This is a genomic window from Novosphingobium fuchskuhlense (assembly GCF_001519075.1).
In the GTDB taxonomy this organism is placed as follows: domain Bacteria; phylum Pseudomonadota; class Alphaproteobacteria; order Sphingomonadales; family Sphingomonadaceae; genus Novosphingobium; species Novosphingobium fuchskuhlense.
On the sequence record NZ_KQ954244.1, the window covers coordinates 795007 to 815829 of the forward strand.

The 20823-nt window shown below is 65.9% G+C and carries 22 protein-coding genes; 10 read left to right on the plus strand and 12 right to left on the minus strand.

Features of this window, described 5'->3' with window-relative positions; translation table 11 throughout:
* Window positions 1-61: 61 nt before the first annotated feature.
* Window positions 62-1321: a hypothetical protein gene (locus AQZ52_RS03540; protein WP_240481436.1), complete on the minus strand. Its 1260-nt coding sequence runs from the start codon at window positions 1319-1321 to the stop codon at window positions 62-64.
* On the opposite strand from AQZ52_RS03540, the gene AQZ52_RS03545 reads away from it, so the two are divergent.
* The 4 genes from AQZ52_RS03545 to AQZ52_RS03560 all read left to right on the plus strand — a co-directional run bounded on the left by AQZ52_RS03545 (window position 1315) and on the right by AQZ52_RS03560 (window position 4002).
* Entirely contained in the window at window positions 1315-1971 is a 657-nt protein-coding gene (locus tag AQZ52_RS03545; RefSeq protein WP_067906523.1) for an energy transducer TonB, read from the plus strand. The genes AQZ52_RS03540 and AQZ52_RS03545 overlap by 7 nt on opposite strands.
* 92 nt (window positions 1972-2063) lie before the next feature.
* Window positions 2064-2828, plus strand: a complete 765-nt coding sequence (locus AQZ52_RS03550) for a MotA/TolQ/ExbB proton channel family protein (RefSeq protein ID WP_067906524.1) — start codon at window positions 2064-2066, stop codon at window positions 2826-2828.
* 166 nt (window positions 2829-2994) lie between these two features.
* Window positions 2995-3522: an ExbD/TolR family protein gene (locus AQZ52_RS03555; RefSeq protein WP_082697528.1), complete on the plus strand. Its 528-nt coding sequence runs from the start codon at window positions 2995-2997 to the stop codon at window positions 3520-3522.
* A 48-nt stretch (window positions 3523-3570) separates the two neighbouring features.
* On the plus strand, window positions 3571-4002 hold the full coding sequence (locus tag AQZ52_RS03560; RefSeq protein WP_067906526.1) for an ExbD/TolR family protein: 432 nt from the start codon (window positions 3571-3573) through the stop codon (window positions 4000-4002).
* Between the two features lie 66 nt (window positions 4003-4068).
* Here the strand turns inward: AQZ52_RS03560 and AQZ52_RS03565 are convergent, their stop codons facing one another.
* From AQZ52_RS03565 to AQZ52_RS03580, 4 genes are all read right to left on the minus strand, one after another.
* Window positions 4069-6507 (minus strand): ligase-associated DNA damage response DEXH box helicase, encoded by a 2439-nt coding sequence (locus AQZ52_RS03565; protein ID WP_067906527.1) that lies wholly within the window; start codon window positions 6505-6507, stop codon window positions 4069-4071.
* Window positions 6508-6517: 10 nt separating this feature from the next.
* Complete coding sequence (gene pgmG / locus AQZ52_RS03570; protein WP_067906528.1) at window positions 6518-7903, minus strand: phosphoglucomutase/phosphomannomutase PgmG; 1386 nt, start codon at window positions 7901-7903, stop codon at window positions 6518-6520.
* Between the two features lie 204 nt (window positions 7904-8107).
* Window positions 8108-8386 (minus strand): J domain-containing protein, encoded by a 279-nt coding sequence (locus tag AQZ52_RS03575; RefSeq protein WP_240481437.1) that lies wholly within the window; start codon window positions 8384-8386, stop codon window positions 8108-8110.
* The gene (locus AQZ52_RS03580) at window positions 8383-9195 is read right to left on the minus strand and encodes a division plane positioning ATPase MipZ (RefSeq protein ID WP_067906529.1); all 813 of its coding nucleotides are present in this window, start codon (window positions 9193-9195) and stop codon (window positions 8383-8385) included. Before AQZ52_RS03580 ends, AQZ52_RS03575 begins: the two co-directional genes overlap by 4 nt.
* A 103-nt stretch (window positions 9196-9298) precedes the next feature.
* Here AQZ52_RS03580 and panC point away from each other — a divergent pair, with 103 nt between their 5' ends.
* Window positions 9299-10165, plus strand: a complete 867-nt coding sequence (panC, locus tag AQZ52_RS03585) for a pantoate--beta-alanine ligase (protein ID WP_082697530.1) — start codon at window positions 9299-9301, stop codon at window positions 10163-10165.
* A gap of 21 nt (window positions 10166-10186) precedes the next feature.
* Here panC and AQZ52_RS03590 read toward each other — a convergent pair whose 3' ends face one another.
* On the minus strand, window positions 10187-11707 hold the full coding sequence (locus AQZ52_RS03590) for a M20/M25/M40 family metallo-hydrolase (RefSeq protein WP_067906530.1): 1521 nt from the start codon (window positions 11705-11707) through the stop codon (window positions 10187-10189).
* A 72-nt stretch (window positions 11708-11779) separates the two neighbouring features.
* Window positions 11780-12460 (minus strand): SOS response-associated peptidase, encoded by a 681-nt coding sequence (locus AQZ52_RS03595; protein WP_338045474.1) that lies wholly within the window; start codon window positions 12458-12460, stop codon window positions 11780-11782.
* On the opposite strand from AQZ52_RS03595, the gene AQZ52_RS03600 reads away from it, so the two are divergent.
* The gene (locus tag AQZ52_RS03600) at window positions 12435-13202 is read left to right on the plus strand and encodes a class II aldolase/adducin family protein (protein WP_067906532.1); all 768 of its coding nucleotides are present in this window, start codon (window positions 12435-12437) and stop codon (window positions 13200-13202) included. The two genes, AQZ52_RS03595 and AQZ52_RS03600, sit on opposite strands and share 26 nt — an antisense overlap.
* Window positions 13203-13260: 58 nt before the next feature.
* Window positions 13261-13770 carry a (2Fe-2S)-binding protein gene (locus tag AQZ52_RS03605; protein ID WP_067906533.1) on the plus strand — a complete coding sequence of 170 codons (510 nt, stop codon included), beginning with the start codon at window positions 13261-13263 and terminating at the stop codon, window positions 13768-13770.
* 7 nt (window positions 13771-13777) lie between these two features.
* Here the strand turns inward: AQZ52_RS03605 and AQZ52_RS03610 are convergent, their stop codons facing one another.
* The 5 genes from AQZ52_RS03610 to AQZ52_RS03625 form a co-directional block, all read right to left on the minus strand.
* Window positions 13778-15883, minus strand: a complete 2106-nt coding sequence (locus tag AQZ52_RS03610; protein WP_240481438.1) for a TonB-dependent receptor — start codon at window positions 15881-15883, stop codon at window positions 13778-13780.
* Window positions 15884-16055: 172 nt separating this feature from the next.
* Entirely contained in the window at window positions 16056-16187 is a 132-nt protein-coding gene (locus AQZ52_RS19195; protein ID WP_276203262.1) for a hypothetical protein, read from the minus strand.
* 54 nt (window positions 16188-16241) lie between these two features.
* Window positions 16242-17375, minus strand: coding sequence for a M14 family metallopeptidase (locus AQZ52_RS03615; protein ID WP_067906535.1), 1134 nt, complete (start codon window positions 17373-17375; stop codon window positions 16242-16244).
* Entirely contained in the window at window positions 17372-17956 is a 585-nt protein-coding gene (locus tag AQZ52_RS03620) for a DUF4136 domain-containing protein (RefSeq protein WP_067906536.1), read from the minus strand. Before AQZ52_RS03620 ends, AQZ52_RS03615 begins: the two co-directional genes overlap by 4 nt.
* Window positions 17953-18681, minus strand: coding sequence for a DUF4136 domain-containing protein (locus AQZ52_RS03625; protein ID WP_067906537.1), 729 nt, complete (start codon window positions 18679-18681; stop codon window positions 17953-17955). The genes AQZ52_RS03620 and AQZ52_RS03625 overlap by 4 nt, the downstream gene beginning before the upstream one ends.
* A gap of 183 nt (window positions 18682-18864) precedes the next feature.
* On the opposite strand from AQZ52_RS03625, the gene galE reads away from it, so the two are divergent.
* The 3 genes from galE (at window position 18865) to AQZ52_RS03640 (ending at window position 20800) form a co-directional block, all read left to right on the plus strand.
* On the plus strand, window positions 18865-19869 hold the full coding sequence (gene galE, locus AQZ52_RS03630; RefSeq protein ID WP_067906538.1) for a UDP-glucose 4-epimerase GalE: 1005 nt from the start codon (window positions 18865-18867) through the stop codon (window positions 19867-19869).
* Window positions 19870-19940: 71 nt separating this feature from the next.
* The gene (gene ykgO, locus AQZ52_RS03635) at window positions 19941-20066 is read left to right on the plus strand and encodes a type B 50S ribosomal protein L36 (protein ID WP_054122357.1); all 126 of its coding nucleotides are present in this window, start codon (window positions 19941-19943) and stop codon (window positions 20064-20066) included.
* Window positions 20067-20185: 119 nt separating this feature from the next.
* Window positions 20186-20800 (plus strand): HAD family hydrolase, encoded by a 615-nt coding sequence (locus tag AQZ52_RS03640; RefSeq protein WP_067909377.1) that lies wholly within the window; start codon window positions 20186-20188, stop codon window positions 20798-20800.
* The last annotated feature ends 23 nt before the right edge of the window (window positions 20801-20823 follow it).

Here is a 20823-nt window from a genome sequence, read left to right on the forward strand (position 1 = left end):
AGCGCCTTAGGGGAGCTGATCGGCCCCCGCAACCGGCGGGAAAGCGTGGTCTGCGTTGCGGTTACTCGGGGTGGGGGCGCTTGCGCGTACACGGGCCGAGATCGGCCAGCACCTGTGCGTAGTCTTCGGCTGCGATTCGCCTGTCCAAGAGCGTCGCGGAGATGTTGGCGCGTTCCGGCAGGCGTCGGGGCAAGCCGCAGGCAAGCCGGTACCAGGCAAGCGAGGCGGGCAGCGGCGGACGCGCGGCCGAATCAACGATCTCGGTGAAGCTGACGCCCCATGTGGTGAGCTGTCCCGGGCGGCGCAGCACCGAAATCGAGACCGGCGCACCGGTCGCCGTGCCCAGGAAAAGCTGGGTTTCGCCCTCGCCGGCAAGGTTCCCGTTGACGTGCAGCGCCTCGCGCAGCGAGGTGATCGCGGGCGGCGCATCGGGCCGCGCGGTTTCGGTCAGGATCGCCCGCAGGGTCGCCTCCCGCGCGGGGGTTGCGATCAGCATCGCATCGGGCGCGACGAGTTGCAGCTGATCGAGCCGGCCGGGCACGGCGTGGGCGAGCACGAGCACGCGCACCTTGTTGAGCTTGATCGGTTTGCCGCGGGCGTCGAGCGGGACGTCGGCGAGAAAGCGGATCGATTCGTTGATCTCCTCGCGGACGAGCAGTGTCTCGGTGCGGGCCTCGATATAAAGCCGCGCACGCCCGGCCGGCAGGCCCGGCGCTTCCTCGGGCTTGAGACGCACCGCCTTGCGCACCTGCGCCACGGCAACCATGTTCGCCGCAAGCGAAAGATCGACCAGATCGGCATAGGCAAGGTCTGGATCGGCATCCAGGCCGGGCGCCATTGGAACGGACAAAGCCGTTTCCTGTCCGTAACTTGCAGCAGGGACGCCAAGGCCAAGCAAGGCGGCGATGGCAAGGCTGGTCCACTGGCGCGAAGCGGTGCGGCGATGAAAGAGGCGGTTAAATCGGGGCATGCTTGGGTCCTTAGAATCGCTGGTGCCGAAATCCGCTGCGGGCTGGCCCTTGACGTGTTTCAGGCAGCGAAACCGTGAATCGATGGTTAACCGATAAAGCATTTGCGCGCCTTTGGCTTCGGCGTTAAAGCTCCGGCTTGTCGGGGATTTCAACAATGAAAGCCCGCAAAAGCCGCCGCCGGGTTCCTTGCACCCGATGTCGGCGGTCCGGTTTGCCGGCAGGGTGGAATGAAATCGCTGGATTGGCCAATCGCGCCGGATGGGTGATTCCGTGCGCGATTCCGTAGTTGTCGACATCGCAATGATGTCTGTCACTTGCGGAGAATCAGGAGTTTTGGAGCTGAATGGCATACGCTGACCAACAGATGAGCGGTAACAAGATCACCGCGCTCATCATCGTTGCGATCCTTCATGTCGCCTTGGGCTACGCTCTGGTAACGGGGCTGGCCTATGAGGCGTACAAGAAGGTCAAAGAGGTGACCTCGGCGGTCAACATCGAAGAAGAGAAACCGCCGGAAACGCCCCCGCCGCCCCCACCGCCGAAGGATCAGCCGCCGCCGCCCATCGTGGCGCCGCCGCCGCCGATCTCGTTCAACGCGCCTGCGCCGCAGATCGAAACCGTGACCACGCCGCCGCCTCCGGCGCCTGTGTTCACGACCGCTGCGCCGCCGCCGCCCCCGCCGCCGCCGCCGCCGAAGTTCCAGCCCAAGGGGCCGGCGCCGAAGGGCAGCCCGGGCAACTGGGCGACGTCGAACGACTATCCTTCGCGTGCGCTGCGTGAGGAGCGGGAAGGCGTGACCGGGTTCCGCGTGTCGGTCGGTACCGACGGCAAGGTCACGTCGTGCGAAGTCACCAAGTCGAGCGGCAGCCCCGATCTCGACCAGGCAACGTGCGACAACGTCCGCCGCCGCGCCCGGTTCCAGCCGGCCACGGACGGTGAAGGCAATCCCACCACCGGTTCGTACACCAACTCGATCCGTTGGGTGATTCCGAAGGACTGACCTGACAGGCGCGGCCTTCCTGCCGGGAGGCCGCGACGCCCGAGCTCATCTTTTTTGATCCATTCTACGAAATTTTGAAGAGGAAGACCCGAATGCTCATCGAAACCCTCGCCGCAGCTGCCTCTGCCGCGCCCCAGAACAAGTTCGGTATCGCGGAAGTTCTGTTCCCCGGCGGCAAGCCTGCCTGGATCCCGCTGACCACCTTCACGATCCTCCTGATCATGTCGGTCGGTTCGTTCTTCATCCTCTTCACCAAGTGGGCTGAGCAGGCCAAGCTGATGAAGCAGTACCAGTCGCTCACCGCGTTCTGGCGCGCTGCCTCGATGCGCGACGGCGCTGCCAAGCTCGAGAAAAACTCAGCCTGGCGCCAGATCGTCGACGACGGCCTTTCGGCTGAAGACGCTGCCGGCAAGATGGACGAGTCGGAAAGCCACGACTGGATGCACAACTCGCTGGCCCGTTCGGAAGCCTCGATCAACTCGAAGCTCGCTGGCGGCCTGCCGTTCCTCGCGACCGTCGGCGCTACCGCACCGTTCATCGGTCTGTTCGGTACCGTGGTCGGCATCTACGGCGCGCTCATCAACATCGGCATCGCCGGTTCGGCTTCGATCGACAAGGTCGCGGGTCCGGTCGGTGAAGCTCTGATCATGACCGCGCTCGGTCTGCTCGTCGCGGTGCCCGCGGTGCTTGCCTACAACTACCTGCAGGCCCGCAACAAGCGCATCGCCGAACTGCTGACCGGCTTCAGCACCGACGTGCTTGCCAACCTCGCCTCGAAGGGCGTGGTCAAGCCCGCCGTGCCGGCCGCTCCGGCTGCGAAGCCGGCTGCTCCGGCTGCCGCTCCGGCCAAGAAGTAAACATTCGAATACGCGGAAAACGAAGCGGGGATCGCTGGCCCATCTTGTACCAGGCTGGCCAGCCATCCCCCTTCGGGAACAACGCGGGTTCCGACCGGGCCCCGAGAGGCCCTGAGGGACCCCAATGACCCGGTTCACCGTGGATAGATCGGATAGGAACTAACCAATGGCAATGTCTGTAGGCGGCGGGGGCGAAGAACGCCCAATGTCGGACATCAACACCACGCCGCTCGTGGACGTGATGCTCGTGCTGCTGATCATCTTCCTCATCGCGGTTCCGGTCGCGATCCAGACCGTCGAGAAGCTCAAGGTCCCTGTGCTGCCGTCCGAAGAGACGCAGGACAAGGTCGAGAACCTGCTCGTGACGGTCGTCTCGACCGACGCCGGCGGACGCAGTCCGGGGCAGGGTGGCTATGAAGGCTCGACGCGCACCGGCCAGTGCCGCGTCTACATCAACAACGTCACCCCGGTTGATAACAACGAACTCTACAAGATGGCGTTCGACCGGCTTGATGCCATCGTGAAGCGGGCCGGCGGCGCGCAGAACATGGAGCCCGACAAGATCCCCGAAGTGCACATCCGCGGCGACGTGAACGTCCCCTGGAAGTGCATCGCCGGTGCGATCTACAACGTGCAGATTGCGGGCTATCCCAAGGTCGGCTTCATCTCCACCCCGGTTGACCCGAACGGCTGATCGCCGCTTGTTCACCCGGGTAAACGATACCAGACAGGAGTACCCCCTATGGCAATGAGCGGCGGCAAAGACGATGGCTCGCCGATGATGGAGATGAACACGACGCCGTTGATCGACGTCATGCTCGTGCTCCTCATCATGTTCATCATCACCATCCCCGTGGCCACCCACTCGGTCAATATCGACCTGCCGCAGGCGACACCGCCGACGGACAAGCCGAAGATCGACCCGGTGAAGAACAAGCTGGTCCTGACCACGCAGAACCAGATCCTGTGGAACGGCTCGCCGATCAACGAAGGCAACCTTGTCTCGCTGCTTCAGGCGACCAAGGCCATGAACCCCGAGCCGGAACTCCAGTTCCAGCCCGAGGAATACGCCTCGTACGAGATCGCGAACCGCATGCTCAAGATCATCACCCAGGTGAAGGTCAGCAAGTTCGGCTTCGTGGGCAACGAGAACTTCGCGACGTTCAGCAAGTAACCGCGCGCTGGCTCTCGGCCACAAACGATCAAGGGGCGGAGCAATCCGCCCCTTTTTCATTGCCTGTTACGCCGGGCGCATTGCCGCCGCAGCCAGGCTTTCCGCTTCCAGCAGCAGCTCGTCGTCCGCTGAACCGGTTGGCACGAATTCGCGGCCGATCATCACCATCAGCGGCACCGCCAGCGGCGTGACCCGGTCCAGCTCGACATGGACCAGCTCCGCCGCCGTGCGGTCGAGCAGCGCGCCCAGCCGCCCCACATCGGTCATCCGCGCCCGGGCGTCCGCCCACGCAGCTTCAATCAGCAAGTGATCGGGCTCGTGCTTGCGAAGCACATCGTAGATCAGGTCGGTCGAGAACGTCACTTGCCGCCCGCTCTTGCGCGCGCCCGGCTGTTGTCGTTCGACCAGACCTGAAATCACCGCCACCTCGCGGAAGGCCCGGCGCAGGAGGTAGGAATTCTGCACCCACTCCACAAACTCGTGGCTGAGGATGTCCGGTGAAAGCAGCGCCGCGGGGTCCTTCACCGGCCGCAGCCCCCACACCCCCAGCGCGTAGTCATTGGCGACAAAGCCCATCGGCCCCAGCCCCGCATCCTCCATGCGCCGCGTGACCAGCATCCCGAGCGACTGGTTCGCGTTCCACCCCTCGAACGTGTAGTAAACCGTGTAGGCGCGGCCTCCGTGCGGGAAGCTCTCGACCAGGAGCTCGCCAGGCGCCGGAAGGCGGCTGCGCCAATCTTGCACTTCCAGCCATTCGCGGACGTCATCTGGGAAGCGGGCCCAGCCGGCGCGATCCGCGAGCATGGCCTGCACCCGGGCCGAGAGGTGTGTGGTGAGCGGCAAGCGAGCGCCGTTGTAGCTGGGGATCTGCCCGGCTTTCTTGGCCCCGCGCACGATCAGTTCCAGATCGCGCACGCCTTCCACCTCAAGGTCCATCCCGGCAAAGCGGAAGGTGTCGCCCGGCTTCAGCCCCGCTCCGAAATTCTCTTCCACCTTGCCGAGCGAGCGTCCGTTGCGGAAGCGGACCTCGAGCATTTCGGAATCGACAATGATCCCCGCATTCAGGCGGTGCCGTGCGGCCTGCTGCGGATGCGTCAGCCGCCATGTGCCGTCTTTCAGCCGGACGATCCGCTGGAACCGGTCGTAGGCCCGAAGCGAATAGCCGCCGGTCGCGACGAAGTTCAGGACGCGAGACCAGCCTGCCTCATCCACCCAGGAATACGCCATCGAGGAACGCACTTCGGCGAGCAAGGCAGCCTCCCCGAAGGGCCCTGCGCAGGCGATTGCCATGACATGCTGGGCGAGCACATCGAGCCCGCCAGGGCGGAAATCCTCGCCATCGCGCTGGCCCTCGTTGACCGCATCGAGCGCGGCCATGGCCTCCAGGAATTCGAAGCGGTTACCCGGCACGAGCATGGCGCGGCTGGGTTGATCGAGCCGGTGATTGGCGCGCCCGATGCGCTGAAGGAGCCGTGAGGAGCCTTTGGGTGCGCCCATCTGCACGACCATGTCGATGTCGCCCCAATCGACCCCGAGATCGAGGCTGGCGGTGCAGACCAGCGCGCGAAGCTCGCCACGCGCCATCGCGCCCTCCACCTTGCGCCGTGCTTCCTTCGAGAGCGAACCGTGGTGGATGCCGATGGGCAGCTTGTCCTCGTTGGCATCCCACAGAAGCTGGAAGATGTATTCGGCGAGGAAGCGGGTGTTGGTGAAGACAAGCGTGGTGCGGTTGCGGCGGATCGCCTCGTAAAGCTGCGGCAGGGCCCAGGCAGCGGCGTGCCCGCCCCACGGCACCCGCTGGCCATCATCCGGCAGGAGGATTTCGACTTCGGCGGGTGCGCCGGCCTCGCCCTCGACGAGCACCGTGCTGTCAAGATCGCCCCAGGGGGCGAGCCAGCCGCGAAAGGCCTCCGGATCGGCCAGCGTGGCAGAGAGGGCGGCGCGGCGCAGATCGGGTGCGAGCGCCTGCAGGCGGGTGAGCGCCAGCGCGAGGAGATCGCCCCGCTTCGACGTGGCGAAGGCATGCACTTCATCGATCACCACCCGCTGCACCGTGGCGAAGAGCTGCGCACTTTCCGGGTAGCTCAGCAGGAGCGAGAGCGACTCCGGCGTGGTGAGCAGCACATGCGGTGGCCGCGCACGCTGTCGGGCCTTGCGATCCGAGGGTGTGTCGCCGCTTCGGGTCTCGACGGTGATCGGAAGACCCATTTCGGTGATCGGCGTGAGCAGGTTGCGCTGCACATCGTGCGCGAGCGCTTTCAGCGGCGAGACGTAGAGCGTGTGCAGCCCCTCCGGTAGCGGCGCATCGCCGAGCCGCGAGGGCGTGAAGGCGGCGAGCGTGGGCAGGAATCCGGCAAGCGTCTTGCCTGCACCGGTATCAGCCACCAGCAGCGCGTGGTGGCCATCATCGTCAGCCGCCAGCATCTCCGCCTGATGCCGCCGCACGCGCCAGCCGCGGCCAGCGAACCACGTTTGGATTTCGGGAGGGATCGCGGGACCTGTCACCCCTCGGACCCTAGCGCCTTATGCCGGAGGCCGCCAATTGCGCGTCGAGGGCATCGAGCAGCCGGGCGAGGCCCTGCGCGCTGTCGCTTTCGGCGCGGGCCGTGAGCATCGCCTCCGTGTTGGAAGCCCGCAGCAGCCACCATCCGTCCGGGGTTGTCACCCGCACACCGTCGATCGCCACCATGTCGGCCCCGGCGGATTCGAGCCGTGCGCGAACGGCGTTGATCACAGCGAACTTGTCTGCCTCGGCGACGGGAAAGCGCAGTTCAGGAGTGGTGACCATGGCGGGCAGCGCATCAAGCAGCGCGGAAACCGGCCGGCCGAGCCGGACGACCGCCGCGATCAGCCTCACGGCGGCATAGAGCGCATCGTCGAACCCGTAGTAATCATCGGCAAGGAAGACGTGGCCCGTCACTTCGCCGCCGAGCAGGGCGCCAGTCTCCTTCATTTTGGATTTGATGTGGCTGTGCCCTGTCTTCCACATCAGTGCCGTTCCGCCCAGCGCCCGGACGCGCTCGAACAGCGCGCCGCTGGTCTTGATATCGGCGATAACTGTCGCTCCCGCCTGCCTTTTCAGCACGTCCTCGGCGAACAGCATCAGGAGCTGATCACCCGCCAGCGCGCGGCCTTCGCCGTCCACCACGCCCAGCCTGTCCCCGTCGCCATCGAATGCCAGTCCGAAGTCGAGCCGTCCCAGCGCGACGGCCCGCCGCAGATCGGCGAGGTTGGCGTCAACGGAAGGATCGGGATGATGGCTGGGAAACGTTCCATCGACAGGCGTGTGCAGCAGGACATGGCGTCCGGGCAATCCGGCAACGAGCCGCTCGACGATCGGGCCCGCGGCACCGTTTCCGGTATCCCAGGCCATGCCGAGGCGCTCAACGGCGTCCGGCGCGATACCCTCCAGCCCGGCGAGCAGTCGATCGACGTAAGCATCCATGATGTTGATGGGCTCGGCCGTCCCGTCTCCCTGCGCCCAATCCCCCCGGGAGGCGAGGCGGCCGAGATCGAGTATGTCTGGACCGAAGAACGGACCCCCGTGAAATACCATCTTGAAGCCATTCTGATCGGGGGGATTGTGGCTGCCAGTTATCTGAATGCCATCCTGCACTTGTGGCAGTGAGGCGACTGCATAATAGAGCATCGGCGTGGGGCCGAGGCCAATCCTGAGCACATCGGCGCCGCTCGCGCAAAGACCGGCGACCAGTGCTTCCTCAAGGATCGGGGAGCTGATCCGGCCATCGAAGCCGACGGCGACTTTGGATCGTCCCGCCCGCACAACCCGGGTCGCGAAGCTGCGGCCAAGGGCATAGGCATCCTCGGGCTCGAGCGTTTTGCCGCAGGTTCCTCGGATATCGTATTCACGCAGAATGCCGGGATGGAACTGGTGTACCATCAGGACGCCACCTTCGGCGTGCCTTGAAGCAGGCGGGTGGGGATCCCGGGCCGAGAGATGTCGCGCCGGGTTTTCAGGCGGCCATGCCTTGCGATGTGAGCAGGAGCTGCTGCGCGGTGCTGCCCGCTCGGTGCGATCGCGGTCTTCGATCCCCCGGGGTCCTTGCGGCCATCACCGGACGGAAGACCATCGCCGCACATCGGCTCAGCGATGGTCGATGCGCGCCAGCAGCAGATCGCGTGCGGCATTCGCCTCGTGCACCGCATCGGCGGTGCCACCGCGATCCGGATGAACTTTCATCAGCAGGCGGCGATGAGCGTCGATGATTTCGTCATAGCCCGCATCGGCGCGAAGGCCGAGGAGGTTGCGGGCGCGCCGCTCGGCGGCATCGCGGGCGTTTGTGCCCCACAGTTCCCACGGCCAGCGCCCTGCCAGCATCTTGATCGCGAGGCACGCAAGCGCCGCGAGGAACAGGAACTTCACAGTACCGCTTCCATGCTGATCTGGCCGCGCTCGGGGATCTTGAGCGCGAGGCCCGCGACAAGGGTGCGCAGTTCCTGCCGGGCGACAAGGTGGCTGGTGCCGAGTTCGCCAAGGTGGCCCTTGTCGAGCAGGGTGAGCCCGCTCGGGAACAGCTCGCGATAGATCACGCGTTCGGAAAGGCCGCTGGCGATGCGGAACCCGACACGCTTCGAAAGCTCGATCAAAGCCTGGTCGATGCGCTTCTGGTTGCGTGCCTCGGTGTAGCCGGTGCGGTTGCGCACGACGACCCAATCCATCTCTTTTCTGGCTTCCTTGATCGTCGCCATCGCGCGCTTCTTGCGGGCTTCCCAGATCAGTTCGGCATAGAACGAGAGGCGGCGGACCTTGAAGGTTTCGGCATCGACCTGGCCAATCAGGTCGAAATCGACGAAGCTGTCGTTGAGCGGGGTGACGAGCGTATCGGCCTGCGTGGCGACGTGGCGGGCGAGCGGATCGTCGCGGCCGGGGGTGTCGAAGACGAGGAAATCGTGGTCGGCACCGAGTTTTTCGGCCCGCGCGTCGAGTTCTTCGGTGCTGCTGCCGTCATAGACCTCGAAAGTGGCGGTGGGCAGCGCGATGCCGCGGCGGCGCATGGTTTCCGCGCGGTTCTCGAAATAGCGGTGCATCGTGCGTTGGCGCGCATCGAGGTCGATCGCGGCGACGCGGGCACCCTGATAGGCGAGCGCAATGGCGACATGGACCGCCGTGGTCGACTTGCCGGTGCCTCCCTTTTCGTTGGCGAATACGATTCGATAGGGAGCGGCGGGCACGCGATCATCCTTTCTATGAGTGGCGGGCCCCCTTGCCGCCGGGCAGGGCGCAGGGCTAGAGGGCGCGTTCCCCATCTTGGGGATTACTGGAGAGCCGAGGCGCGTGCAAATCCTGACTGCTCTGGAACCGCTGCGCATCGCGCTTGCCGCGCTGAAATCGGGGGACAATTCCCCGCACCGCACGCTTGCGCTCGTGCCCACGATGGGGGCGCTGCACAAAGGCCACCTCACCCTGGTGCGCGAAGCGAAGGCCCGGGCGGATCACGTGGTGGTGTCGATCTTCGTCAATCCGCGGCAGTTCGGCCCCAACGAGGACCTTGCGACCTATCCCCGCCAGCTCGCGGCCGATGCCGCGCTGCTGGAAGCGGAAGGCGTCGATGTGTTGTGGGCGCCGACGGTAGAGGCGGTCTATCCGTCAGGCTATGCGACCACTGTCCAGGTAGGCGGACTGGACACGATACTCTGCGGCGCGGCGCGGCCCGGGCATTTTGACGGTGTCGCGACGGTTGTCGCCAAGCTGTTCAACCAGGTAAGGCCCCACATCGCGCTGTTCGGCGAGAAGGATTGGCAACAGCTCGCGATCATCCGCCGCATGGCGCGCGATCTAGATCTCATCGAGCCACATGCGGACTGCATTCTTGGTGTGCCGACAGTCCGCGAGGCGGACGGCCTCGCTATGAGCAGCCGCAACAAGTACCTGACAGTGGACGAGCGCGTTGCCGCTCCGGCACTGCATCGGGCGATGCGCGAGGCTGCGGCGAAGATCGTGGCGGGCGAGAACGTTGCCGAGGCTCTCGCGGGGCTGCAGAGTGCGGTGCTGGCCGCAGGTTTCCGCAGCATCGACTACGCCGATCTGCGCGATGCGGCGACGCTGGAAGCGCTCACTGCCCTGGGCGAACACCCCGCGCGCCTGCTGGTTGCGGCGCATATCGGCAAGGCGCGGCTGATCGACAATATCGCGGTGGGCTAGTCCGCCGATCACGTCCGCCCCTCAGGGCTTGGCTTTCCCGCTCCGCGCGACTTCGTAGAGGAAGTCGGCAAAAAGGCCGGCCTGCTGGTCGAAGCCGAGCTCCTTGGGGTTGGTGCTGTCAATCAGGAACCACTCGTCGGGCGCATGCGCACCGCCGCCGCGGCCTGCGCCGAACGAGCCTGCCGGCAGGCTCAGCGGTGGGCCGGTGAAGATCACGCCCGGCCAGCTGCCGGCGGACCGCGCCGACATGGTCTGCGAGATCTTCGCTGCGGCCAGCGTGGCCTGCTCCGCCTTGATCAGCGCGCTGTTTTCATCGGTCTGGGTCGGGCCGTAGCCGCCGCTCACGTTGACTTCGATATCGCCAAAACCGCGCTTGGCGAGGTGGGCCTTGAGCTTCGTGACGGCCTCGTCCTTGGTCATGTCCGGCACCAGCCTGAGGTCGATCTTGGCCTCGGCTCGGCCCGGCAGGACGGTCTTGCCGCCCGGGCCCATGTAGCCGCTCACCAATCCCTGGATATTGACGGTGGGCTGCGAGGCGAGGCGGTAAGCCGCGGTAAGGTAGTCCTCACCGGCATACCACTGCTTGATGCCGAGGCTCTTCTTCTCGTCCGCCTCGTTGCCGGCGGCGACATCGGCTGCGATCAGCTGCTTCTGGCGCTCGGTGAGCGGTTTCACGTTCTCGAACCAGCCATCGATGGCAGGCGTATGGCCGTCGTCGCCAACAAGCGTGTTCAGCGCCTTGATGAGGTGCCAGGCCGGGCTATCGACATTGGCCATGAGGCTGGAATGGATGTCTTTGGTCGGGCCCTTGCCCCATTTCTCGCCGCTGGAAATGAGCTGCAGTTCGACCGCGCCCTTTGCGCCGAGTTCGAGCGTCACTTGCCCATCGACCGACTGGCCGGCGCTGGGAATGATCACGCCCACCGCCTTCTTCATCGCGGCGAGGACTTCCGGATTGCTGATGACCTGCGGGAAGTGCGGCGAGGCGATTTCTTCCTCGCCTTCTGCCACCAGCACGAGATTGACCGGCAGCTTGATGCCCGAGGCCTTGAAGGCTTTCAGGGCAGTGAGGAACGCGGTTTCCGGGCCCTTCTGGTTGACCGCGCCGCGCCCGACGATGACCCTGCCCTCGCCCGGGCGGTCAACCATGCGGCCCTCGAGCGGCGGGGAGGACCACTCCTTGGGATCATAGTGCTTCACGTCGTACATGAAGTAGATTGCAAGCGTGGTCCTGGCGCCGGCATCGAGCGTGGCGAAGACACCCGGTACACCGTCGGTCGGGATCACCTTGGCCACCTGGAAGCCGGCATCGAGCGCCAGCTGGCGCATGTATTCGGCGCCTTCCTTGTGGTTCAAACCCATGTTCGCGATCGTGGGCAGCTTGATCCAGGCGCGCAGGCGCTCCACCGCCGCGTCATGATCGGCGCGGATCGCGGCGGCAACGTTGGCCCGGTCCGCCTTTTCGGACGCTGCCGCCGGGTGGCCCGCCAGCGCGGCAACTGCCGCCAATCCAGCGAGTCCGAGCTTCAAACGCCGTGCCATGCTGCCCCCTTTGATCAACACCGATCTCCCCGCGAGTGTGTGGTTCGTTTCCCGCAATGTCCAGACGGCTTGTCAGAACAGCGAAGCCTGGCGCGCCCCGGGTGCCGGTTCGGTGATCTCGCGCATCAGCGCGTCGTCCAGCGGCAGCTGCATGGCGGCCGCGTCCACGCCGTTCACGCTTAGCCAGCGGTCGCACGGCTCACCGGGACGCAGGAGCACGGGCATAGCCTTGGGGTGGATGCGGCCCACCGTCGTGTTCGGGGCGCAGGTGAGGAAGGCGAAGCGGGGGCCGTTTTCGGTGTGGCGCCACAAGCCTGCAAAGGCGAACAGCGGGTCGTGCGCGATGTCGAACCAGTGCTTGCGTTTGCGGCCCGTCACCGGGTCGGGCGCGGCGGACCATTCGGAAAAGGCGGTAACGGGGACGAGGCACCGCTGCGCCGGATCCGCCAGCGCGCTGCGCCACATCGGCGAGGCAAGGTTGCGCACGTTGGTGATCGGGCGCTTCACATCGCCAAACGGGGGCCAGCCCCAGCGCATCATGGCGAGCTGCCGCGTGGCACTGCCGTTCACCACGACCGGCGCTTCGGCATCGGGGTAGATCTCGTCGAGCGCGGGCAGGTTGCGCCCCGCGACATCGGCCCGGAAAAGCGCCGCGATGGCTTGCGCGTTGCTGGTCATGCGATAGAGATTGCACATAACAGATGCGAGCATAGCGGGAGAGTACGCGATGGCCACCCAGATCCGTCCCAACATCCATTGCAGCGATGCCGAGTGGCAGGCGCGGCTGGAACTGGCCGCCTGCTACCGCATCTTCGACCTGCTGGGCTGGTCCGAATCGGTCTACAACCACATCTCGCTGCGGGTGCCGGACCAGGAAGGCGCGTTCCTCATCAATCCGTTCGGGCTGCTCTATTCCGAGGTGACGGCCAGCAACCTCGTCAAGATCGACATCGACGGCAACAAGCTGGATGACAATCCGCACCCGGTGAACCTCGCCGGCTTCACCCAGCATGGCTATTTCCACCGCCACCTCGATTGGGCCCACGCCATCTGCCACGTCCACACGACGGCGACGATGGCGGTGTGCAGCCTCGAGGAAGGGCTGATGCCGATCAACTTCTATGCCTGCAACTTCATGGGCCGACTGGCGTACCACGATTTCGAGGGCATCACCGTCCGCGCCGAGGAAGGCGAGCGGCTGCTGGCGAACCTCGCCGACAAGAACATCCTCATGCTGCGCAACCATGGTCCGGTGGTCATGGCCAAGAACCTTCAGGCGATGTTCGTGCAGCAGTGGGCGCTGCAGCGGGCGTGCGAAATCCAGATGGCGACGCTGTCGATGGGCCGTCCGCCGATCATGATTTCGCAGGACGTGATCAACGTGCACCAGCGCGATCTCAACTTGGCCAATCCGCCGGGCGGCGGTCCCGGCGTTGGCGATTTCAACGCCTGGGTGCGGCGGATCGACCAGATCGACCGTTCCTGGCGGGATTGAGGCCCTTGCCGGCCCGACCCCTTGCACTCTGACCGCCTCGCGCTAGTCCGGTCCGGCCATGGCCATCCTCACCGTCAACAACCAGCCGATCGAGATCAAGCTGGAGGCAGATACGCCGCTGCTCTGGGCGCTGCGCGATGCCGCCAATCTGACGGGCACCAAATATGGCTGCGGTACCGGCGAATGCGGCGCCTGCATGGTCATTGTCGACGGGCAGGCCATGCCGAGCTGCACGCTGTCGCTGGGCGAGGCTGAAGGGCGGTCTGTCACCACGATCGAGGGCCTCGCCGCCGACCGCAACCATCCGGTGCAGCAGGCTTTCGTCGCCGAGCAGGCGATCCAGTGCGGGTTCTGCACGCCCGGTCTCGTGATGGCTGCCGCTGCGCTGCTCGCGCACAATGCCGATCCAACCGAGGCAGACATCAAGGCGGCGATCACCAATATCTGCCGCTGCGGGGTCTATCCGCGGCTTGTGCGCACGATCCAGCGGGCAGGGCGGATCGCGCGGGGCATGGAGCCCGGCGCGCCGCTGCCGGTCCCGCCGACCGCGACGACACCGGGGCTTTGATCTGACCCTAGAACGCCATCCGCACGGAAAGCCGGGCGCTGCGGGGCTGGGCGGTGGTGATGTTGTTGTCGGTGTGGGCGTTGGGGAAGTACTGCTCGTTCAGCAGGTTGTTGACATTGAGCTGGACCGAGACGGCCTTCGAGAGCGTGTAGAACACCGCCGTATCGACGCGGGTCCAGGCCGGTAGCGTCACGCTGTTGCTGACCGTGGCGTAGGCCGAGGACTGGTGCGTCACGCCGAGACCGAGGCCGAGCTTTGCGTCGATGTCGTAGCGGGTCCACAGCGAGATCTGGCTTTCGGGGAGCAGCGCCAGCGAGCGGCCGGCGGGCGCGGCGGTCGTGCTCGAGCGGACCTTGCCGTCCTGGAGCGCATAGCCGAGGCTGACCTGCCACTGGGGGAGAATCCGGCCGGTGGCGGAAAGTTCGATCCCGCGCGTGCGGGTCTTGCCCGAAAGCTGCGGCAGGCCGGTGACGGGATCGTTGAAGCGCGAGTTCTCGCGGTCCAGCCGGTAGGCCGCGGCGGCAAGGGCGAGCGCGGGGGTCACGTCCCACTTGGCGCCGACTTCGAGGTTGCGGAATTCCTCCGGCGCAAGCGTTGCCTGCACGGCATCGAGCGCGCTGAACTGATCGCCGGACTGGGGGAGGAAGCTCTTCGTGTAGCTGCCATAGAGCGAGACGTTCGCGCGGGGCTTCACGATCACGCCGGCACGGGGCGACCACTTGCGGTCGGTACGCCCGGCGCTGGTATCGGTGAGCAGGTTGTCGGCCGCGATCTTGAAGCTGTCGTAGCGCACGCCGCCGACGATCTGGAGGAACGGGGCGAGCTCGATCTGGTCCTGCACATAGGCCGAGAGAGTGGTGACCTTGGCGTGTGTCGAGCGGCTGGGCGCGCCGAACGTGATCGCGGGAATGTCGAGCCGGTTCGCCAGTGTCACGGTGGCCGAGGCCTTGCCGCCGGGGAACACGCCCTCGGAGCGGGCGGCATCGGTCGCCTGATCGCCGCCCTCAATCCCGGCGATCACGGTGTGGCCGATGGGGCCGGTCCTGCCCTGCCAGGCCAGGTTTGCCTGCCCGATCCAGCTCTCACGCCGGACGGTGCTGTTGTAGGCACTGAGCGAGACAGTGTTGTCGGCCGGGTTGACTGCGGCGCCGGCGAAGATGTTGGCATAGTACTTGTCGGTGTGGCTGTACTGGCCCGCGACGGTGAGGGTCAGGCTGTCCGCGAGCTGCTGCGTGAGCCGGGCCTCGACGATATGGGCCTTCACCGCCGCGATATTGGTGTCCTTGCGGCCGAAGAAGGTGTCGCGGTAGCCTACGAGGGGCTTGCCGCCGAGCGAGGCGACGCCGCGATCGGCAGTGCGGCGGTCGTCGTCGTAGTTGTAAGACAAGTCGACCCGCGTATCGGCGGAGGGCGCGAAGGCGAGCGTTGGGTTCACGCCGATGAAGCGGCCGTGGAAGTCCTGCCGGTGGTTGTCGAACTCCTCGTACGTGCCGTTGAGCCGCGCGCCAACGGTCTGTGACAGCGGAGCATTGAGATCGGCGGCGAGTGCGAAATCGCCGAAGGTGCCAGCCGCAGCGCTGGCACCGAGGCTTTCACCCGACAGCGAGGGCGTCTTGCGGACCCGGTTGATCACGCCGCCGCCGCCGCCACGCCCGAACAGCAGCGCATTGGCACCGCGCAGAACTTCAACGTGGTCGATGTTGTAGAGCGAACGGTAGTACTGCGTGTCGTCGCGCAGGCCGTTCAGGAAAAAGTCCGCCGTGGTGTTCTGGCCGCGCAGGACGATCTGGTCGCGGTTGCCCTCGCCCTGCGCGAGGACCACGCCGGGGACATAGCGCAGCGCATCGCCAAGTTGGGTGACGCCCTGATCATCGAGCTGTTCGCGCGTGAGCACGGTGACCGACTGCGGCACGTCGATCAGCGGAGTGGGGGCCTTGGTGCCATTCGCGGTGGCGGCACCGTAGCTATCAACCTGTCCTGTCACCACGATGGGATGATGGTCGGCCGTTTCGCCGGCATCGCCCGCTTCCGCTGCCATAGGCAGGGCCTCGGCCTGCGCTGCAATCGGCAGGAGGGCGCTGGAAGCGAGCAGCAGGGCGGCGAGCGTTTTCACGGGCAAATCCTTCTTGAGAGGCATTCTCAAGAAGTTCTCTATTGCGAGTCATTCGCACATTCAAGTTTGATAATGCGAATCTTTCGCGATATGGTGCATAGCGCAAACAAGCCAGCAAGCAGCCCTGCAGGCCGCCGGTCGGGACGTCAGATGGGGAGAAGGCTTGCCGCGCTCAGAACAGCGGGAAGGCGCGGCCGGCAAGAATCAGCGCAAAGGCCGAGCCGAACACGATTGCCGAACGCAGCACTTCCGCCAGCGAGGCGGCGGGAGCAGAAGCAGCAGCAAGGGCAAGTGCGCGGGCCATTGCGAGACCATGCGCGCTGATTGCCTTACAATCCGTTAAGAGCGCTCCGGGCGCTCAGTCCAGCCATTCCAGCAGTGCGGCGAGACATTCGCGGGCGAGCAGCTTGCTCCGTTCAGGGCTCCAGCCCTGCGCCGGATCGGGCAGGTCGTCGTTGTCCTTGAACGGCATTTCGAGCGTCATCGCCACCGCGCCGAAGCGCTCGGCGATCTGGTTGGTGGCCATCGCCAGATTGGCCCTGCCGGGCCGCGCCACGGGATAGCCGCGCTTCGTCTGGAAATCGGGCGTGCGCCGCTCCAGGATCGCGCGGTAGCGGCGATAGGCCTCACCTTGCGCTTCGGTCCAGCCGGGTATGCCCTCGAAGCCGGCGAAGAACACGGCCGGGATCGCCTCGTCGCCGTGCACGTCGATCGCGAAGTGGACACCGGTCTCGTCCATCGCACCCCGGATCGCGAGGACTTCGGGCGAACGCTCGGCGCTGGGTTCGTGCCATTCGCGGTTGAGGTTCACGCCGACCGCGTTGGTGCGCAAGTGCCCGCGGCGCGAGCCATCAGGATTGCAATTGGGCACCACATGGAAGCGGCAGAGCTGGCGGAGCTTGCGTGCATGCGGATCGGCGGGATCGGTCAGCATGTCGAGCGCGCCTTCCATCCACCATTCGGCCATCGATTCGCCGGGGTGCTGGCGGGCGATCAGCCAGACCTGCTTGGCGCCCTCGCCCAGCGAGAGGCAATCGATCGGCTGGCCATCGAGGCTGGTGCCGAGCACGCGATGGGTGACGCCCTCCGAAGCGGCAATCTCGGCTACGAGATCGTGGTGCCGCTCCATCGAATAGGGCGCGAAATAGGCGAACGAGCAGGTGCCGGCCTGCGGGGTGTGGCGAATCGTCATGGTGCCGCCGTCCACCGCCGCGTCATAGTGCGTCTCTGCGCGGTACCAGGTGTCGCGGTCTTCCGAGAAGCAGGCACGGTAGCCGACCCAGCCATCGGGATAGGCCGCGGAGGCGAGGCCGGTGAGCTTCAATTCCAGGGCGCGGCCGGCGCAGCCGCTGACGCGAAAATGGAACCACTGGAAGAATTCGGACGCGTTGTCGCGCCGGATGGCGAGACGGGCGGTGGCGCCCGCGATGTCCAGAACCTCGATATTGCCGCTGTCAAAGCCTGCGTCGATGCTTATTGCGTCCTTGCTCATTTCACCGTGATAGTCGCCCCCGAGGTTCCGGGGAAGCCCGAGAACAGCGCATGGGCGAGGCGCGGCGCGGCCTGATCGACGCTGGCGGCCTTCGATTTCTCGCGTTCGGTATTGTCTGCCCGGCCTTCCCACAGCGAGAGCCCGGTTGCGCGGCTGCGGATGGTGACGACGAGCCGCGTGATGACGCGCGTTTTCGGGCCGCCGCCGAGACTGAAGCCCAGGCCGAGGCCGAAGCCGCTGTTCCACCCGCCGGTAGAACCGCCGACACCGACCGAAACCGGGCCGCGCTGGCGTTCGGTGCGCTGGACTTCGCGTTCCACGCGCACTTCCGCGGTGGCATCGGCAGCGCCGGGCGTCGCGGTACCGAACCGCAGCGCTGACAGTTCTGCCTCGACCGCCCGGAGCCAGGTGTTCGTTTCGAGGCTGGCGGCATCCATGCCCGGGGCGGCAACCACGGCGATGGCGCCGCGACCGAGTGCGGTGATGGATTCGGGCGTATGGAAGCGGGTGACTTCGACCGGAGCGGCGAGGGCCGGGGCGGCGACCAGCGCCAGCGCGGCCAGCAACAGGCGGGCCTTCACGGCGTCACCGCCGCGAGCGGCTGGACGACCTGGCCGTCGGGAAACTTCCTGAGCAGCGCCGTGGCAAGCCGCGCAGCCATCTGGCTGTTGTTGATCCCGCCGTCTTCCTCCCGTGCCTCGCCTTCGGCGCGGCCTTCCCAGAGAACGCGGCCCGTGGCCTTGTCGCGGATGCGCAGATCGAGCCTGGTGGCGATGATTGCCTTGGCCGGCTTGGTCAGATCGACCGCGAGCGCGAGGCCGAAGCCGCTGCCGCGATTGCTGACGGTGGTGCTCATGGCGCCGCTGACCTTCTTGCGCGGGGCTTCCTCGGGCACGGCCACGCTGTGGCTCACGCCGATTTCGGCGATCTGCCCCGGCTCAAGCGCCCCGATGCTCCCGACGGCGGTATCATAGCCGCGCCGCGCCAGCTCGTCGACCACGGCGGCTTCGTAGACCGGGAGCTTGTCGTCGTCGTTGTCTCCGGCATCGCTGGCCATGCGGCTGACCACGATGCGGCCCTTGCCGAGCAGCGCCCCGGCATCGGCGGTGCGCCAGGCTGTGACGTCGATCTTCTTCGAAGGCTGGGCGTTCTGACGGGGTGACGGGTAGCGCGGATCGGGGTCCTGAAGCCCGCCTTCGCCCTGCCAGCCACCGCCCCAGCGCCCTTCGCCGGGCATGCCCTGCGCAAGGACGGGCCCCGCGCTGCAGACGAGAAGCGCGGACAACAGGACGGGAGTGAACTTCATGGCAGGCCTTTCGGAGGGATATTACGGCAAGCGTAGGTCTAGCGCCCTGTCTTGGCGATGAACGCCCCTGGTGACGAACGCGCTGCCGCTGAAAGTCTTGCTCATGAACGGATCGTTTGTCGATTCCAACGCGGAACGAGCCTGCTACTGCACCTTCGGCATTTACGTAGGAGTGTGATTCGCATGGGCAAGGTTCCCGTTCTCGTTACCGGCGGTGCCGGCTACATCGGCAGCCACGCCGTGCTGGCGCTGAAGGATGCGGGCTGGCCGGTCGCTGTGATCGACAACCTGACGACGGGCTTCCGCTTCGCGATTCCCGACGGCGTGCCGCTCTACGAAGGCGATATCGAGGATGGCGCGCTGCTGGCGCGGATCTTTGCCGAGCAGAAGATCGGCGCGGTGATGCATTTTGCCGGCTCGATCATCGTGCCGGACTCGGTCGAGAACCCGCTCAAGTACTATCACAACAACACCGCCAAGAGCCGCGCGCTGATCGCGGCGGCGGTGGAGGCAGGTGTTTCGCACTTCATCTTTTCCTCGACCGCGGCGACTTATGGGATTCCGGAAGTCTCGCCGGTAACGGAGGACAGCCCGAAGGCACCGATCAATCCCTACGGCATGTCGAAGCTGATGACCGAGACGATGCTGGCCGACACCGCGCGGGCGCATCCGATCAACTATTGCGCGCTGCGCTATTTCAATGTGGCTGGCGCGGACCCTGACGCGCGCACCGGGCAATCGACCGCCGGGGCGACGCACCTGATCAAGGTCGCGGTGGAAGCCGCGCTCGGCAAGCGCAGCCATGTCGGTGTATTCGGTACCGATTACGATACGCCGGACGGGACCGGGGTGCGCGACTATATCCACGTATCGGATCTGGCCGCTGCGCACGTTCTGGCGCTGGAAGCGCTGATCGAAGAGCCCGGGCGCTCGCTGACGATGAACTGCGGCTATGGCCGGGGCTTCTCGGTGCTCGAAGTGCTCGATGCGGTGGACCGGGTGACCAACAACAAGATCGTGCGCAAACTGGAAGGGCGCCGCGCGGGTGATCCCGATTCGCTGATTTCCGACAACCGGCGGATCAAGGCGACCTTGCCGTGGGTGCCGCGCTATGCCGATCTGGATGTGATCGTGAGCCACGCGCTGGCGTGGGAAAGGAAACTGACCGAGATCCGCGGGGAGAGTTGACTTTCCCGGTCTCCGCGCATAACCGCCGCGTTCCAATTTCGGCCCGGTCGGCTCGGGCATAAGGATTCGTCATGAAGATTCGCAACAGCCTGAAGTCGCTCAAGGATCGCCACCGGGACAACCGCGTGATCCGTCGTCGCGGCCGCACCTACGTCATCAACAAGACCCAGAAGCGCTTCAAGGCGCGCCAAGGGTAATCAATCTGTTGATGCACGCGCCCCGCTTTAGCGGAGCAAGCGTGATCTACGGTCTCGAACCGGCAGAGGGCCTCCGCGATTGCGGGGGCGCTTTTGTTTGTGCGGAAGGAAACCAGAACGTGAGCGCTGACGTCGATGCGGTGGTCTGGGACATCGGCCATGTGCTGGTGCAGTGGTCGATCCGCCATCTCTACGAGAAGCTGATCTCCGATTCGGCCGAACTCGAGTGGTTCCTGGCGCATGTCACCACGGTGCCGTGGCACTTCCGACACGATGCCGGTGAACCGCTGGCGGACCTGATCGCCGAGAAAGTGGCTGAGTTTCCCGAGCACCGCGCGCTGATCGAGGCCTATGCTCCGCGCTGGCTGGAGACGATCCCCGGCCCGATCGAGGGCACCCCGGCGCTGATCGAAGCGCTGGCGGCGAAAGGTGTGCCGCAGTTTTCGATCACCAATTTCGGCGCGGACACCTGGGCGATGTTTCGCCCGACCTTCCCGGTGCTGGACCATATGCGTGATATCGTGGTGAGCGGGGTCGAACGCCTTGCCAAGCCCGATCCGGCGATCTTCCACCTGGCCGCACGGCGCTTTGGCCATGCGCCGGAGCGGATGCTGTTCATCGATGACAACGCCGCCAATATCGCCAGTGCCGGGGCGCTGGGCTGGCAGGTCCATCACTTCACGCGGGGCGCCGGGGCGCTGGAAGCGGATTTGCGGGCGCTTGGGGTGCTCTGAGCCCGGTTCCTGAGGTGGCGTAT

Excerpts from the sequence above, each read along its gene's own strand:
- AQZ52_RS03545 (WP_067906523.1), top strand. The coding sequence starts at position 1,315 with ATGGCATACGCTGACCAACAGATGAGCGGTAACAAGATCACCGCGCTC.
- AQZ52_RS03540 (WP_240481436.1), bottom strand. The coding sequence starts at position 1,321 with ATGCCATTCAGCTCCAAAACTCCTGATTCTCCGCAAGTGACAGACATC.
- AQZ52_RS03550 (WP_067906524.1), top strand. The coding sequence starts at position 2,064 with ATGCTCATCGAAACCCTCGCCGCAGCTGCCTCTGCCGCGCCCCAGAAC.
- AQZ52_RS03555 (WP_082697528.1), top strand. The coding sequence starts at position 2,995 with ATGGCAATGTCTGTAGGCGGCGGGGGCGAAGAACGCCCAATGTCGGAC.
- AQZ52_RS03560 (WP_067906526.1), top strand. The coding sequence starts at position 3,571 with ATGGCAATGAGCGGCGGCAAAGACGATGGCTCGCCGATGATGGAGATG.
- pgmG (WP_067906528.1), bottom strand. The coding sequence starts at position 7,903 with ATGGTACACCAGTTCCATCCCGGCATTCTGCGTGAATACGATATCCGA.
- AQZ52_RS03590 (WP_067906530.1), bottom strand. The coding sequence starts at position 11,707 with ATGGCACGGCGTTTGAAGCTCGGACTCGCTGGATTGGCGGCAGTTGCC.
- AQZ52_RS03600 (WP_067906532.1), top strand. The coding sequence starts at position 12,435 with ATGGCCACCCAGATCCGTCCCAACATCCATTGCAGCGATGCCGAGTGG.
- AQZ52_RS03595 (WP_338045474.1), bottom strand. The coding sequence starts at position 12,460 with ATGTTGGGACGGATCTGGGTGGCCATCGCGTACTCTCCCGCTATGCTC.
- AQZ52_RS03605 (WP_067906533.1), top strand. The coding sequence starts at position 13,261 with ATGGCCATCCTCACCGTCAACAACCAGCCGATCGAGATCAAGCTGGAG.
- AQZ52_RS19195 (WP_276203262.1), bottom strand. The coding sequence starts at position 16,187 with ATGGCCCGCGCACTTGCCCTTGCTGCTGCTTCTGCTCCCGCCGCCTCG.
- AQZ52_RS03615 (WP_067906535.1), bottom strand. The coding sequence starts at position 17,375 with ATGAGCAAGGACGCAATAAGCATCGACGCAGGCTTTGACAGCGGCAAT.
- AQZ52_RS03625 (WP_067906537.1), bottom strand. The coding sequence starts at position 18,681 with ATGAAGTTCACTCCCGTCCTGTTGTCCGCGCTTCTCGTCTGCAGCGCG.
- galE (WP_067906538.1), top strand. The coding sequence starts at position 18,865 with ATGGGCAAGGTTCCCGTTCTCGTTACCGGCGGTGCCGGCTACATCGGC.
- ykgO (WP_054122357.1), top strand. The coding sequence starts at position 19,941 with ATGAAGATTCGCAACAGCCTGAAGTCGCTCAAGGATCGCCACCGGGAC.